General features: G+C 69.1%; 9 protein-coding genes. 4 read left to right on the top strand and 5 right to left on the bottom strand.

Annotated elements, in window-relative coordinates:
- Nucleotides 1-699 precede the first annotated feature (699 nt).
- The 4 genes from AB0K14_RS28845 (at nucleotide 700) to AB0K14_RS28830 (ending at nucleotide 7,596) form a co-directional block, all read left to right on the top strand.
- Nucleotides 700-2,136 carry an endo-1,4-beta-xylanase gene (locus AB0K14_RS28845; RefSeq protein WP_364339272.1) on the top strand — a complete coding sequence of 479 codons (1,437 nt, stop codon included), beginning with the start codon at nucleotides 700-702 and terminating at the stop codon, nucleotides 2,134-2,136.
- A 136-nt stretch (nucleotides 2,137-2,272) separates the two neighbouring features.
- Nucleotides 2,273-3,793, top strand: a complete 1,521-nt coding sequence (locus AB0K14_RS28840) for a non-reducing end alpha-L-arabinofuranosidase family hydrolase (RefSeq protein WP_364339269.1) — start codon at nucleotides 2,273-2,275, stop codon at nucleotides 3,791-3,793.
- Nucleotides 3,794-3,868: 75 nt separating this feature from the next.
- A complete protein-coding gene (locus tag AB0K14_RS28835) occupies nucleotides 3,869-5,971 on the top strand; it encodes a family 43 glycosylhydrolase (protein ID WP_360466692.1) in 2,103 nt (700 codons plus the stop codon).
- A gap of 107 nt (nucleotides 5,972-6,078) precedes the next feature.
- Nucleotides 6,079-7,596 (top strand): glycoside hydrolase family 43 protein, encoded by a 1,518-nt coding sequence (locus tag AB0K14_RS28830; protein ID WP_360466695.1) that lies wholly within the window; start codon nucleotides 6,079-6,081, stop codon nucleotides 7,594-7,596.
- 52 nt (nucleotides 7,597-7,648) lie between these two features.
- Here AB0K14_RS28830 and AB0K14_RS28825 read toward each other — a convergent pair whose 3' ends face one another.
- From AB0K14_RS28825 to AB0K14_RS28805, 5 genes are all read right to left on the bottom strand, one after another.
- Nucleotides 7,649-8,389: a hypothetical protein gene (locus tag AB0K14_RS28825; RefSeq protein WP_364339265.1), complete on the bottom strand. Its 741-nt coding sequence runs from the start codon at nucleotides 8,387-8,389 to the stop codon at nucleotides 7,649-7,651.
- 238 nt (nucleotides 8,390-8,627) lie between these two features.
- On the bottom strand, nucleotides 8,628-9,752 hold the full coding sequence (locus AB0K14_RS28820; RefSeq protein WP_360466409.1) for a ricin-type beta-trefoil lectin domain protein: 1,125 nt from the start codon (nucleotides 9,750-9,752) through the stop codon (nucleotides 8,628-8,630).
- A 77-nt stretch (nucleotides 9,753-9,829) separates the two neighbouring features.
- A complete protein-coding gene (locus tag AB0K14_RS28815) occupies nucleotides 9,830-11,266 on the bottom strand; it encodes an arabinofuranosidase catalytic domain-containing protein (RefSeq protein WP_364339319.1) in 1,437 nt (478 codons plus the stop codon).
- Between the two features lie 373 nt (nucleotides 11,267-11,639).
- Nucleotides 11,640-13,463, bottom strand: a complete 1,824-nt coding sequence (locus AB0K14_RS28810; protein ID WP_360466404.1) for an alpha-galactosidase — start codon at nucleotides 13,461-13,463, stop codon at nucleotides 11,640-11,642.
- Between the two features lie 217 nt (nucleotides 13,464-13,680).
- Nucleotides 13,681-16,038 carry an RICIN domain-containing protein gene (locus AB0K14_RS28805; RefSeq protein WP_360466401.1) on the bottom strand — a complete coding sequence of 786 codons (2,358 nt, stop codon included), beginning with the start codon at nucleotides 16,036-16,038 and terminating at the stop codon, nucleotides 13,681-13,683.
- Between the last annotated feature and the right edge of the window lie 29 nt (nucleotides 16,039-16,067).

Genomic DNA, 16,067 nt, shown 5'->3' with positions numbered 1-16,067 from the left:
TGAAAGGGGCACCGAACACCGGTCGAGCGGGCGACGGTGAGATGGGGCGCCTCGACGCATCGCGGGCACGCGGTTCGGCGTGCCGAGCGATCGTCCCCGTCGCTGTCCGGACTTCGAGTCGAGGGACCGAAGCCGGTGGGGCCATCGAGCCACGGTAGCCACCGTTCCGATCAGCGGTCAACGCATCGGCGGAGCTAAAAAAGTTTGCGCTAACTTTAGCTTTCCACGCACATCGCAAGTCGAACGAGGTTCGACCTGGTCCGAGGGTTGAAAACAACCCTCGATGCACCTTCGGACAGCGCCGCGCACCCTCACGCCCACCGGCTCGAATAGAGCTTTCGGACGATCCGACACTGGTCCGAACCCCCGGAAGACGGGGCTAACCTGCACGAAACAGTTGCGTTACGTCTTGACCCACGGTGTGTCATCGTTCACAGTCTGAAGGGCACGACCGACGCTCGCGGCCGTGATTGCCGCGCCCAAATGCGCTCCCATTCCGAGGAGGCTTTCCCAGGGCTCATGTTAGCGCTAACACGTACTGGCCTCGGGTAGCGATCGGCTCGTGCGGACATCGACGGTGTCCCCCCTGCCACCGCAGGCACCAGAGCCTGCGGTGTTCGATCCGAAGGACATGTGATGGAACATTCGATACGAGCGGTCATTCGACCGACGCTCTCGCGTCGGTCGAGAACAACGGCGTTGCTGCTCGTCGCAGGACTGATCGCCACCACGTTGACGGCGGCGTTCACCGGCTCCGCCCAGGCGGCGGGCGCGACGTTGGCCGCCGCGGCGGCGGAGAAGGGCCGGTACTTCGGCACGGCGGTGGCCGCGGGCAGACTCGGCGACTCGACCTACTCCGGACTCCTGCAGCGGGAGTTCGACATGGTCACCGCCGAGAACGAGATGAAGATCGACGCCACCGAGCCGAACCAGAACCAGTTCAGCTACGGCAACGCCGACCGCATCGTCAACCTCGCCCGGTCCCAGGGCAAGCGCGTGCGGGGGCACACCCTCGCCTGGCACTCCCAGCAGCCGCGCTGGATGGAGAACATGTCCGGCAGCGCCCTGCGCTCCGCCATGCTCAACCACGTCACCAAGGTCGCCTCCTACTACGCCGGCAAGATCTACGCGTGGGACGTGGTGAACGAGGCGTTCCAGGACGGCAGCTCCGGCGCGCGTCGTGACTCGAACCTCCAGCGCACGGGCAACGACTGGATCGAGGCGGCGTTCCGCGCCGCCCGCGCCGCCGACCCGAACGCGAAGCTCTGCTACAACGACTACAACACCGACGACTGGACGCACGCCAAGACCCAGGCCGTCTACCGGTTGGTCCAGGACTTCCGGTCCCGCGGCGTGCCGATCGACTGCGTCGGCCTGCAGTCCCACTTCAACGCCCAGAGCCCGGTGCCCGGCAACTACCAGACGACGCTCCAGAACTTCGCCAACCTCGGCGTCGACGTCCAGATCACCGAACTGGACATCGAGGGCTCCGGCTCCGCGCAGGCGGCGAACTACGAACGCGTCGTCAAGGCCTGCCTCGCGGTCACCCGTTGCACCGGCATCACCGTGTGGGGCATCCGGGACACCGACTCGTGGCGCGCCTCGGGCACCCCGCTGCTGTTCGACGGCTCGGGCAACAAGAAGCCCGCCTACACGGCGGTCCTCAACGCGCTCAACGGCGGCTCCATCCCCCAGCCCGGCGTCATCGACCCGACGGCGTGGTACGTGCTGGTGAACCGCAACAGCGGCAAGGCGTTGGACGTGTACGGCCGGTCGACCGCGGATGGCGGCCGCATCGCCCAGTGGACCCGCAACGACGGCACCAACCAGCAGTGGCAGTTCACGGACTCCGGTGGTGGCTACTACCGGGTCAAGTCCCGCCACTCCGGCAAGGTCCTCGACGTGCCCAACTCGTCGACCGCCGACGGCGCCGCGATCCAGCAGTGGGCCGACCACAGCGGCACCAACCAGCAGTTCCGCGCGGTCGAGTCGGGCGGCTACGTCAGGCTGATCAACCGCAACAGCAACAAGGCCGTCGAGGTACAGGGCTCCTCCACGGCCGACGGCGCCAACATCGTCCAGTACAGCGACACGGGCGGCAACAACCAGCAGTGGCAGCTCGTCCGGATGGGCTGATACAGCACCGCGGCGAACGGCGGGAACCCCGTCCCCGCCGTTCGCCGCACCCTCGACGACGAGGAGCACACCCATGGCCGAGTCAGGCGAACACCCACCCCTCACAGTCCCGAGAAGCGGCAGACACCGCCGGCGCGTGGCCGGTGTCGCCGCCGCGGTCGTCACGGTGCTGCTCGGCGGCCTCGTGGTGGCGCTGGGCGTGACACCCGCGTCGGCGGCCACGGTCGACCCGAGCGCGTGGTACGTGCTGGTGAACCGCAACAGCGGCAAGGCGTTGGACGTGTACGGCCGGTCGACCGCGGATGGCGGCCGCATCGCCCAGTGGACCCGCAACGACGGCACCAACCAGCAGTGGCAGTTCACGGACTCCGGTGGTGGTTACTACCGGGTGAAGTCGCGTCATTCGGGCAAGGTCCTGGACGTGCCGAACTCGTCGACCGCCGACGGCGTCGCGATCCAGCAGTGGACCGACCACGGCGGCACCAACCAGCAGTTCCGGCTGGCCGACTCCGACGGCGGTCACGTCAGGTTGATCGCCCGGCACAGCAACAAGGCAGTGGAGGTGCAGGGCTCCTCGACCGCGGACGGCGGCAACGCCGTCCAGTACGGCGACACGGGCGGCAACAACCAGCAGTGGCAGCTCGTCCGCGTCGGCACGCCTTCGACCACCACCACCACGGACAACAACCCGGGCACGGGCCTCCCGTCGTCGTTCCGGTGGGACTCCAGCGGTGTGCTGGCCGGGCCGAAGTCGGACGCGAGCCACAACATCGTGTCCATCAAGGACTACACGGTGGTGCGGCACAACAACCAGTGGCAGGTCTACGCCACCACCGCCAGCCGCTCGGGCGGCTGGAGCCTGGTGCACTTCGCGTTCCCGGACTGGCCGCAGGCGGCGAACGCCACGCACACGTTCCTCGACACCGCCTCGGCCGTGGGCCCGGGCTACAAGGCGGCGCCGCACCTGTTCTACTTCGCACCGCAGAACCTCTGGTACCTGGTCTACCAGACCGGCCTGCCGAGCTACTCGACCAGCAGCGACCCGAGCAACCCGCGCTCCTGGTCCGCACCGCGCAACTTCATGTCCGCCATGCCCGACATCGTGCGGAACAACATCGGCAACGGCCACTGGCTCGACTTCTGGGTGATCTGCGACGCGGTCAACTGCCACCTGTTCTCCAGTGACGACAACGGCCACATCTACCGCGCCCAGACCAGCGTGGGGAACTTCCCCAACGGGTTCGGCAACACCGTGATCGCGTTGCAGGACTCCAACCGCAACAACCTGTTCGAGGGCTCCGCCGTCTACAAGGTCGGCAGCGGCAACCAGTACCTGCTGCTCCAGGAGGCCATCGGCGCCAACGGCCGCTACTACAAGTCCTTCACGTCCAACCGCATCGAGGGTCCCTGGACCCCGCACGCGACGAGCGAGTCCAACCCGTTCGCCGGCATCGCCAACTCCACCTTCCCCGGTGGGAGGTGGACGAGGGACATCAGTCACGGCGAGCTGCTGAGGTCGGGCAACGACCAGACGTTGCCGATCAGCCCGTGCAAGCTCCAGTTCCTCTACCAGGGGCTGGATCCGAACGCGGGCGGCGACTACAGCCAGCTGCCCTACCGCATGGGTCTGCTGACCCAGACCAACTCGCCCTGCTGACCGAACCCGGCGCCCCGCGCACCCGTGCGGGGCGCCGGGCCGCACTCCGCCCCGAAGGGCGGGTAAGGAGCTGACATGTCTGCCCCCGATCAACCCCCGCGGCGCCTCGCGCGGAGACGTGGCCTGGTGGCGCGGACGGCCGCGGTGGTGGCCGCCGTCGTGCTCGGCGGTGTGATGGTCGTCTTCGGATCGGCGACCAGCTCTGCGGCGACCGTCGACACCAACGCGTGGTACGTGCTGGTGAACCGCAACAGCGGCAAGGCGCTGGACCTCTACAACCGCGCCACCAACGACGGCGGTCGCATCACCCAGTGGACCCGCAACGACGGCACCAACCAGCAGTGGCAGTTCGTCGACTCCGGCGGCGGCTACTACCGCCTCAAGTCGCGCCACTCCGGCAAGGTGCTCGACGTCTACAACTTCTCCACCGCCGACGGCGCGAGCATCGTGCAGTGGGCCGACGGCAACGGCACCAACCAGCAGTTCCGCCTCGCCGACTCCGACAACGGACACGTGCGGTTGATCAACCGCAACAGCAACAAGGCCGTCGAGGTGCAGAGCTCCTCCACGGCCGACGGCGCCAACATCGTCCAGTACAGCGACTGGGGCGGCACGAACCAGCAGTGGCAGCTGGTCCCCGTCGGGAGCGGCAACCCCACCACGACGACGACCACGCCGGCGCCGGGTGGCCAGTACACCAACCCGGTTGTGTGGCAGGACTTCGCCGACGTGGAGGTCATCCGGGTCGGTGACGCGTACTACATGACCGCGTCCACGATGCACTACTCCCCCGGCGCGCCGATCCTGCGGTCCTACGACCTGGTGAACTGGGAGTTCGCCGGTCACTCGGTGCCGTCCCTCGACTTCGGCACCAAGTACGACCTGACCAACGGGCAGCGGGCCTACGTCAACGGCATCTGGGCGTCGACCCTGCAGTACCGGGCGAGCAACCGCACCTACTACTGGGCCGGTTGCATCGACTTCAACGACACCTACATCTACACCGCGACCGCCGTCGACGGGCAGTGGAGCAGGCACGCCCAGATCGACAACTGCTACTACGACGCCGGCATGCTCATCGACGACAACGACAAGATGTACGTTGCCTACGGCAACGGCACCATCAGCGTCGCCGAGCTCTCCGCCGACGGGCGCACCCAGGTCCGCGCGCAGCAGGTGTTCCAGACGCCGCAGAACGTCGGCACCCTGGAAGGGGCGCGGTTCTACAAGCGCAACGGCAGCTACTACATCTGGCTGACCCGACCCGCCAACGGGCAGTACGTCCTCAAGGCCAGCAACCCGTTCGGGCCCTACACGATGCGGCAGGTCCTGCTCGACCTGCCCGGCCCGATCCCCGGCGGCGGCGTGCCGCACCAGGGCGGCCTGGTGCAGACGCAGAACGGCGACTGGCACTACATGTCCTTCGTGGACGCCTACCCCGGCGGCCGGGTGCCCGCGCTCGCACCGATCACCTGGACCGCCGACGGCTGGCCGACCTTGCAGACCGTCAACGGCAGGTGGGGCGTGAACTACCCCTCGCCGCTGCCGCCCCGCCCGGTCAAACCGCTCACCGGCACCGACACCTTCACCGGCACCGCACTCGGCCCGCAGTGGGAGTGGAACCACGACCCGGACACCTCCAAGTACTCGGTGAACAACGGGCTGACGTTGCAGACGGCCACGGTCACGAACGACCTCTACGCCGCCCGCAACACCCTGACCCACCGCATCCAGGGGCCGACCTCCACCGCCACCATCGAGCTGGACTACAGCACCATGCGGGACGGTGACCGGTCGGGTCTGGCGATGCTGCGCCAGTCGTCGGCGTGGATCGGCGTCAAGCGCGAGAACGGCCAGTCCCGGGTCGTGATGACCAACGGACTGGCAATGGACGGCAGTTGGCGCACCACGAGCACCGGTACCGAGGCCGCGAGCGCGGGCATCAGCGGCGGCCGGATCTGGCTGCGGATCAACGCCGACATCCAACCCGGTTCGAACCGGCAGGCCCGCTTCTCCTACAGCACCGACGGCACGAACTTCACGCCGCTCGGGCCGGCGTTCACGCTGAACAACGCCTGGCAGTTCTTCATGGGCTACCGCTTCGGCATCTTCAACCACGCCACCCAGGCCTTGGGCGGCTCGGTGACGGTGCGTAAATTCGACCTGACCACACCCTGATACCGAGGAACACCGGCTCGAACGGCGGGCAGTCGCTCGCGACCACCGCGGTCGCGAGCGGCTGCCCGTCCCGGCCATCCCCTTCGACCCACCCACAGGAGGCGGGTTTGCCGCGGTCGTACGACAACCCGATCATCGCGGGCTTCCACCCCGACCCGAGCGTGTGCCGAGTCGGCGACGACTACTACCTCGTCTGCTCCAGTTTCGAGTACTTCCCCGGCGTGCCCATCTTCCACAGCCGCGACCTGGTGCACTGGCGGCAGATCGGCAACGTGCTCGACCGGCCCGAACAGCTGCCGCTGCCGCCGGACTCGCACCCCTCGCGGGGCATCTACGCCCCGACCATCCGCCACCACGACGGCCGCTTCTGGCTGATCACCACGAACGTCTCCACCGGCGGCAACTTCATCGTCACCGCCGAGCGGCCGGAAGGCCCCTGGTCCGACCCGGTGTGGGTGGACCTGCCGGGCATCGACCCCGACCTGGCCTGGGACGACGAGGGCAACTGCTGGGCCGCCTTCCACGGTGTCGGGGTGGCCCGCATCGACCCCGGGACGGGCGAGGTCCTCGAAGGACCGCTGACGGTCTGGTCCGGCACCGGCCTGCAGTGGCCGGAGGCGCCGCACCTGTACCGCATCGGCGACTGGTGGTACCTCATGATCGCCGAGGGCGGCACCGAGCGCGGCCACACGGTCGCGATGGCACGGGCCCGGTCGCCACGCGGTCCGTTCGAACCCGCACCGGTCAACCCGATCCTGACCCACCGCGGCACCGACCACCCCGTCCAGAGCACCGGGCACGCCGACCTGGTGACCACCCCGGAGGGCGACTGGTGGATGGTGCTGCTGGCCACCCGTCCCCGCGGCTTCAGCCCCGGCTTCCACGTCCTGGGCCGGGAGACGTTCCTGGTCCGGGTCGAGTGGGTCGACGGTTGGCCGAGCATCGGCACCGTGGAGCTGCGGGCGGAGGCGCCGCGCGCGTGGCACCCCTGGGAGCTCCCACTCGCGCGTGACGACTTCGACGCGCCGGCGCTCGGTCCCGAGTGGATCTCGCCGCGCAGCCGGCCGGACACCTCGTGGTCGCTGGCCGAGCGGCCGGGGTGGCTCACCCTGCACGCGACCGGGTCGACGCTGGACGCCTCCGGGTGCACCTTCGTCGGGCGGCGGCAGCAGCACCCGGAGTGCCACGTGGAGGTGCGGCTGGATCCCGGGTCGGCGCGCGCCGGGGTCTCCGTGCGACTCGACGAGGCGCACCACTACGACCTGGAGGTGTGCGACGGGCAGGTGGAGGTCATCGCGCGGATCGGTCCGCTGCGGCACGCCGTGGCCCGGCGTGCGGTGCCGACCGGCCCGGTCGTGCTCACCGTGACGACCCGGACCGAGGACCTGCTGCCGCCCTCGGCGACCGGTGCGCACGACGTCCACCTCGGCATCGCGGCCACCGGGCCCGACACGATCGCGTTCCACCTCGGCAACGACCTGCTGGCCGAGCTGGACGGGCGCTACCTGTCCACCGAGGTCGCGAGCGGCTTCACCGGCCGGGTGATCGGCATGTACGCCACCGAGGGCAGTGCGGCCTTCGACTGGTTCGAGTACCGGGAACGGGTCGCCGACGTCACGACGTGACGACCGGGCGCGGCGCGGCGGCACAGGAACCGCCGCGCCGCGTCCGGTGTGGTCAGCCGACGTTGGCGTAGTACGAGTGCACGTCCAACTGCCCGTTCCCGCTGAAGACCTCCGTGCCGTGCTGCACGCTGGTCAGGTACTTCTGGTTGCTCAACCAGCCGCGGCCGGACAGGTGCGACGTGAAGTCGCGCAGGTTGAACGTCGCCGAGTTGGTGTTGCTCGTCCGGATGAACGAGTACACCTCCCAGCCGATGTTGCCCCGGTACAGGTCCCAGGTGGCCCCGGCGATCGACACGGTGGCCTGCCGCGTGCCGACCGGCCCGGCGCCGCCGGCGCGGTAGGTCCAGATCATGATCTCGTCCGACGGGTTGGCCGTGCCGGGGTTGGACGTCGGGTGCAGCCACAGGTCGTAGGCGACGTTCATGACGTTCGCCGTGTTCTGCCGGACCGTGTAGCTCGCGCCCGTGTTCACCGACCTGTTGTCCGACAAGCGGACCGGCAGGCCGGTGCCCGACAGCTTGGTGCCCCAGTGCCAGCCCAGGACCGAACTGGCGTAGGACTTCACCTGCCCCGGGCCGCCGCTCCAGTCCCAACTCGTGCCCCACGAGATCGAGCCGCCGGACGACACGTCCCACACGCACTGCCACCCCTGGCCCGAGTTCTGGCCCCACACGTTGTTGTTGACCCAGTACTTGCCCATGGTGATGGAGTGGAAGTCTTCGCAGCTACCGGCCGCCTGGGCGGTGCCGGTCGTGGGCAGCACCAGTGCGGCGGCGGCCAGCACGATTACCATGAACCTTTTGAGCACGAAGGTCCACCTTTCTCTTCGAAATTCGGCGGTCAACGCACGAGAAACGCTACGCACCGCTTTTCGCGACTGTCAACATCGAATGACAGGAGAGAATTTCGAGTCGAATTCGTGGAAATGACTGGTCGATTTCTGTCGAATACCTCCGGGCAAGCGCCCACCGGGATCGGCGATTCTTCGAATCGCCGTCGAACACCCGGTGGACGCCCGCCGGTTCCCGCGGTCAGGCCGGGGTGCGCTGGATCCACTGCTGGTTGGGCTGCCCGGTGCAGGACCACAGGACCAGCTTGGTGCCGTTGGCGGTGCCCAGGTTGTGCGCGTCGAGGCACAGCCCGGACTGCACGTTGGTGATCGTGCCGTTGCCGTTGACGTTCCACTGCTGGTTGGTGTCACCGTGGCAGTCCCAGATCACCACCTGCGTGCCGTTGGTCGTGCCCCGGCCGTAGGCGTCCAGGCACTTGGTGCCCTGGACGACCAGCTGCCTGCCGGCGTTGTGCGTCCACGACTGGTTGGGTTGGCCGTGGCAGTCCCACAGCTGGATCTGCGTGCCGTTGGTCGTCGACGAACCCGGCACGTCGAGGCAACGGCCCGAGGGCACGCCGACGATCTGCCTGCCCTGCGTGGCGACGGGGTCCCCGATGCTCCCCGGAACGGCGCGCAGCGCGGCGTACCACCTCGCGGCCATCTTGTCGTAACCGGTCGCGGTCGGGTGCACGCCGTCGATCAGGTCGGCCGTGGTCAGCGCGGAGTGCATGTCCACCAGGCGCACCCGCTTGCCCGCGTTGACCTTGCTCTGCACCATGCCGGGGATCGTGGCGTTGAAGTTCCGGGCTGCCGCCGCCTGACCGGAGTTGGCCAGCGGGATGATCGTCGCGACGAACACGTCGGCGTTCGGCACGGTCGCCGTGATGCGGTCGACGAGCGCCGACAGGCGGGCGGGCGCGTTCGCCACGTTGTAGTTCTGCAGGATGTCGTTGGTGCCGATGTGCAGCAGCACCGTGCGCGGGGTCGTGTTCCTGAGCCAGTTGACGACGTTCGCGTCGATCTGGTCGATGCGCCAGCCCGGGTGGCCCTGGTGGTCGTGGTCGCCGAGCGAGCCGGGACCGTTGAACTGCGACCCGACGAAGTCGACCCGGTAGTTGCCCGACCCGAACCGCTGCCACAGCCCGATCCGGTAACCGCCGGGCACCTGCGTCCCCTCGGTGATCGAGTCGCCCAGGGGCATGACCCGCACACCACCGTTGGACTCCGCGACGGCCGGACCGGCCGGCAGCAGCGCGGCGGCGGTCAGCGCGGCGGTGGTCAGGGCCGCGGCACGCGCGGCGAGTCTGCTGAGGCGTTGTCGCACTTGTACTCCTCGGGTTGAGCCGCGGTCCGGCACGGCGTGCCGGACCGCTGTCGAGTCACGAACACTCGTCGTGGGTGTCAGCTGACGCCCCACTGCTGGTTGGAGCCGCCGTTGCAGGTCCACAGCTGCACCTGCGCCCCGTTGGCCGTGGACGCCCCGGACACGTCCAGGCACAGGCCGGACTGCGCGCCGGTGATCGTGCCGTTGGTGTTGACGTTCCAGCGCTGGTTGGCCTGGCCGTTGCACGACCAGAGGACCGCCCTCGTGCCCGCGCTCGTCCCTTGGCCGTAGGCGTCGAGGCACATCTGGGCGGAGCCGGTGTACACGGTCAACTGACCCGAGGACGTCCGGGCCCAGGTCTGGCCGGGACCGCCCTGGCAGTCCCAGATCCGGGCCTGCGTGCCCGCCGTCCCGTTCGGCACGTCGAGGCACTTCCCCGCGCCCACCGCGCGCACCGCACCGTTGGGGGTCTGGCCGCCGCCGGTGGTGTACCCGGCCGCGATGACGTTGGCCTGCACGGCGTTCTCGGTCGCGTCGGACGGGTAGCCCGCGACCATGGCCCCTTCGTAGAAGGTCCCGGCGCTGAGGTTCGCGCCGCCGTCGGGCTTGCAGCAGTCACCGCCGCTTCCCAGGATGATGGCACCCTGCTTCTTCATCGGGCTGTACCCGTTGGGCAGCGGGCCGTCCCACAGCGTGGTCAGGTTGCCGACCTGCGCGTCGCTGCCCTTGAGCGCGAACCGCGTGGTCCCGTTGTTCTTCAGCATCGCGGTGACGAACTTGCTGGTGAACGCGCGCTGGTTCGGGTTCCACGACTGGCTGCCGCCGGGGAACAGGCCCCACTCCAGGTCCGCCTGGACCCACGGACCGGTTCCGGAGCACCCGCCGAACCAGCACTGCGTGCTGAAGTTGATCGCGTCCATGGCACCGGCCGCGTCGGCCTTCCGGGTCGTCTCGCTGTTGCCGTAGTCGAAGCAGCAGCCGCTGTTGACGTGCGTGCCGCTGGTCACCATGTACATGCCTTCCGGCGCGGCGCCGGTCGGCACGCCGGTCAGGTGGCCGTCACGCCAGTAGCTGTTGCCGGGGTTGATGTAGAGCGAGTAGGCCTTGCTGCCGCCGACGGCCAGCGACTCCGACGTCGCGACCGCGGGCCTGCTCTGGGGCGACCCGGGAACCACCGACGAGCCCTGGTACCACAGGTCGTTGCCCCGGCCGGACTGGTCGTAGACGACCGTGATGACGCAGGTGGTGCCGGCGCAGAACGAGTCCTGGGTCGCCGCGTTGGCGGTGCCCCCGGCGGCCAGCAGGCCGATGTCCCTGGTCGTATTGTCCGACGAACGCCTGACCTGGTAGAGGCTGCCGGCGTACGAGCCGTAGAGCGCCCGCGTCGTGCTGTGCGCGGCCACGCAGGGCGTGCCGCCCGAGGCGTAGATGTCGCACGGCCCCGTGCCCGCCGCCAACGCGGTCACCGGTGCCGACCACGTCAGCAACGCCGTGGGCAGGAGGGCGAGCGCCATGACGACCCGCGCGCGCACCGCCGCCCGCGAACGCCACCAACGCTTCACGGACCCCTTGGGGGAACCGGATAAGGGCTGCATCTTCACTCCTACGACGATGTGGGAGGGCAGGGAGAGCGGCGACGGGCGCGCACGCGGACGCGCCGCGTGCGTGGAATGGCGAGCGGATCGCCGCCGGCGGCATCGCCGAGGCGGGATCCACCGGGTGGGGCGGGGTTCGGCGGGGACGGCGTTCGGGTGGGACGGGTTTCGAATCGCTTCGACTGTTGCCGACCGTAGGCGCTAAAACCGCGCTAAAGCAACGGTTGAGACGCCGGGGCCGCCCCGTCGCTCCTCCTCGGAGGAACGACGGGGCGGCCCTGGCCACCGGTGGCTAGGCACCCTGCCGCCGCCAGTGCTGGTTGGTGCCGTTGTTGCAGGTCCACTGGACGAGCTGGGTGCCGTCGGCGGTCGCGGCGTTCGACACGGTCAGGCACTTGCCGCTGTGCTGCGCCACCAGCCGCACGTACCCGCTGCCCGCGTCCTCGAAGCGCCAGCGCTGGTTCGTGCCCGAGTTGCACGTCCACTGCACGACCCGGACCCCGTCGCCGGTGGCCGACGTGCCGCCGTAGACGTCCAGGCACATCCCGCTGCCGACGTTGACGACCTGGTGGTGGCCGCCGCCGACGTCGCGGACCCGCCAGCGCTGGTTGGCCTGGCCGTTCGCGGCCCACTGGACCACGTTGGCGCCGTCGGACGTCGAGGCGTTGAACACGTCGGCGACCTTGCCGCTGTGCCGCGCGGTGAGGGTCTCCGCGGTGGGCACCGGCACGGTGGTCTGCGGGGTCAGGCGGTAGAGGCCGGAGCCGTGCGCCGGCAGCGAGCGGGACAGGGTGCCGCTGACCGTGCCGAGGTTCGCGCCCGACCACAGGTCGACCACCGTGGCGGAGCCGATCCCGAGCTCGGCGAGCGAGGCCGACACGGTCGACGCGCCACCGCCCCGGTTGAACAGCGCGACGTACTTGTCGTTGCCGCCCGGCACGTTCGCGGTCCACGCGGTGTGCGTGCCGCTGAAGAGCTGCCGGTTGTCGGTGCTGTGCTGGTCGACCGCCAGCACGGCGGCGTTGTTCATCAGCGCCAGTTCCGACGCGCGGTTCTGGGTCAGGTCACCGCCCCACATCATCGGCGAGCGGGTGATGGACCACAGGGTCATCAGGGTGCGCTGCTCGTCCGGCGTCAGGTTGGAGTAGCGCGGCGAGCCGACCGGGCCGTTCTGGGACAACCGGCCGATCGGGATCATGTCCGGGTCGGGCCATGCGCCGGGCCTGCGGTGCGGCGTCCACGCGTGCAGTCGCTCGAACAGGGCGTCGACCGATCCCCAGTTGTCCCACAGGTCGTTGACCACCCGCCACATGTTGGCGTTGTTCGCGACGTGCGTGCCGTTGTCGGTCGACGTCGGCCCTGGCGAGAGGCTGAGCACCATGGGTCGGCCGCTGCGCTGGATCGCGAGCTTGTAGCCCTCGATCTCGGCCTGCCGATAGGTGGGCGCGGCGATGTCGTCGACCTTGACGTAGTCCACACCCCACGCGGCGAGCTGCTTGAACTGGGCGTCCAGGTAGGCCTGGGCGCACGGGTTGGCCATGTCCAGGCCCCAGTTGAGGTTCAACCAGGCCGCGGTCGTGTTGTTCTCGATCTCGCCGGCCCGGCAATTCGTGCCCGCCACCGGCAGGTTGTCCGCGACCACCTGCCGCGGGACGCCGCGCATCAGGTGCACCCCGAACTTCAGACCGGCCGCGTGGACGTAGTCCGCCAACGGCTTGAACCCGTTCGTGCCCGCAGCGGACGGGAACCGGGTGGTGTCGGGCAACAGCAGGCCGTTGGCATCGGTACGCAGACGGGGCTGGAAGTTGGCGTCCTGGTTCGGACTCCCCGTGTGCCGACCCGGGTAGTACCAGGCCCAGTCGATGACCACGTACTGCCAACCGTGCTGCTTGAGGTTGTCCCGCATGTAGTCGGCATTCGCCTTGACCTGCGCCTCGGTGACACTCCAGTTGAACGAGTCGTAACTGTTCCAACCCAACGGCGGAGTCGTGGCGACCCCGTTGTCCCAGGCCATCGCCGGCTCCTCCGATCCCGACGAGAAGGTCGTGGCCAGCAACGCCGCGGCGGCGAGCACCACGCCCGCTCTGCGCCAGGATGACGTTCGGACTCCACCCACGGTGCCTCCTGCTCATCGTCGAGAGGGCGCTCCGCCGAGCACCGGTCCGGCTTGTTCACGCTCACATGCAGCGGCTCTGGATCGGTGATCTGCGTGATTGAGTGTGCTGTGGGCCACGAGGAGAGTCAAGGTCGTCATTGTGGTTAGCGCTCACATGGCGCAGCGAGAGGCGCATGACCAGCGCGGAGGCCGGCGAACCGGCCTCCGCGCGCGGTGGTCAGTTGCGCACGCTCCACTGCTGGTTCGTGCCGCCGTGGCACGACCAGAGGTGCAGCAGGGTGCCGTTCGCGGTCCCGTTGCCGCTGGCGTCCAGGCACAGCCCGGACTGCACCCCGGTGATGGTGCCGTTGGCGTTCACGTTCCACTGCTGGTTCGTGCCGCCGTGGCAGTCCCAGATGATCGCCGCGGTGCCGTTCGCGGTCCCGGCGCCGCTGGCGTCCAGGCACTTGTTGCCGTTCACCATCAGCTGCTTGCCCGCGGTGTAGGTCCACCGCTGGTTGGTGGCGCCGCCGCAGTCCCAGAGCCGGGCCTGTGCGCCGTTGGCGCTCCCGGCGGCGACCTCGGCGCAGCGGTTCGACTGGGTGCCCACGAGCATGGCGTTCTGCGGACCGGTGGTGCCGCCGCCACCCGGACCGGCGTTGGCCATCACGGCCTGCGCGCCGGACGGCCAGTTGTTGTTGCTGACCACCGTGTTGCCGGACACCACGTTGCCGCGGTCGCCGTTGGTCACGTTCGTGCTGCTGTTGGTCGACCAGTTGTTGGTGACCGTCCAGTTGCCCATGTTCTCGCCGCCCCAGTAGTTGGCGGTGGCCCACGTGCCGGTGTTGTTGAAGACGTTGCCCGTGACGGAGTAGTACTTCGAGCCCTCGTCGAAGTAGACCCCGAAGTAGCCGTTGGTCCGCTGGCAGTGGTTCCCGCTGATCGAGGCGCCGGGGTTCCACGACAGCGTGTAGATGCACCCGCCGTCGTTCATCTGCTGCATGACGTCGTGGACGTAGTTGTTGATGAGCCGGTTGTTGGACGCCGTGGTGGCCGTCGTGTAGCGCGGCTGGTAGTTGTACAGGCCGCGGTTGGCGTAGTTGTTGTTGCCGCCGGCGTCGTTGGCGCCCCAGCCGTAGCCGATCGACATGCCGGAGTAGGGCATGTTGTAGACCTCGTTGTGGGCCACGGTGGCGGTGCTGACGTAGGTGTTGAGCACCGAGACGTTGCCCCGGTACTCGATGCCGAGGTCGTGGATGCGGTTGTAGCTGACGGTGATGTCCCGGTTGACCATCCGCTGGTCGCTCGGGTGGTGGGCGTCGGCGCGCACGCCGCCGACCACGACGCCGCCCGCCGAGCTGCGGGCGATCTCGGACCGCGTGACCGTGATGTTGCTCGCGCCGAGGCCGACACCGCTGGCGTGGGCGTTCGCGTCGTTGCCGATGCCGATGGCCGTCTGTCCCAGGTTGACGAACTGGGACTCGCTGAAGGTGATGTTGTTGGCGGCCGAGACCTGCACGGCGGCGGGCATCTGGTTCCAGTGCGGTCGCGCCGCCTCGAACTGGGTGCAGCCGTTCTGGCAGGAGGTCAGCCGGTCGGCCGGCCAGTTCCAGTTGCCCGCCATGTAGGCGCCGGTCTGCTGGTCGGCGTACCCCTGGTTGCTGCTGGGGCCGAGCCAGGTGGTGCCGGTGAACGTGATGCCGCTGAACGAGATGTGGTGCGCCGGCGCGTCATAGGTGCCGCCGACGTCCACCAGCGACTGCAACACCGGCAGCTCGACGCTGACGGTGCTCATGTTCTGTCCGGCCAGCGGGATGTAGGACAACGCGCCCGTCCCGGGGTTGAGGTACCACTCCCCCGGCGAGTCCAGGAACTCGTAGGCGTTGGCCAGGTAGAAGGGCCCGGCCCGGTGCGGCTGGCTGAGCGTGTCGTACCCGAAGGTGTTGTTGTTCCACGCGGGCTGCTGCATGGTGAGGAAGTTCCCGCTGATGCTCTGCACCGGCGAGTACCGGTCGGTGAACGAGTTGACGCTCTCCACCTCGACCCGGCTCTGGTTGCCCAGGTTGTTCAGGTAGTTCAGCGCGGAGTTGGAGAACCTCATGCCCGTGCTGGTGAACGTGAAGTCGGCGCGGTTCACCTGCGTGCGGGCCCGGGTCGCGACCGCGCCGTTGACGTACAGCTGGCGGGAGTCGGCCCCGGTGGGGACGTTGGCCCGCCAGATGTTCTTCCCGGCGTCGACGACCGACCAGCCGGTGACGGCGCGGGCGCCGCTGATGACGGGGCGCGCGGACGGGGCCGCCTGCCACTGCACGCGGTAACCGTTGTTGCCGGAGTCCGCCGCGGTCAGCCGCAGCGGCTGGGAGAGCCGGTACACCCCGTCGGCCAACTGCACGACGATGTCACCGGACATGCTGCTGTTCTGCGACCGCACCGCGGTCTGGGCGGCGGGCAGCGAACACGGCTGGGCGGCGGTACAGCTGGTGCCCGTACCGGAGGGCGAGGCGTAGAGGGTCGTGGTGGCGGCGGATGCGGTAGGAGCGAGGACCACCGCCGCGGCGGTGGCGGTCAACACCACAGCGGCGACGCCGGCCGACACCGGCCTTCGCACCGCAGAGGACGAGGACG

Origin of the sequence: Actinosynnema sp. NPDC050801 (assembly GCF_040673975.1) — a bacterium.
Taxonomy (GTDB): Bacteria; Actinomycetota; Actinomycetes; order Mycobacteriales; family Pseudonocardiaceae; genus Actinosynnema.
The sequence above is the reverse complement of the archived record's forward strand: the minus strand, read 5'-3'. Positions and strand labels throughout refer to the sequence as shown.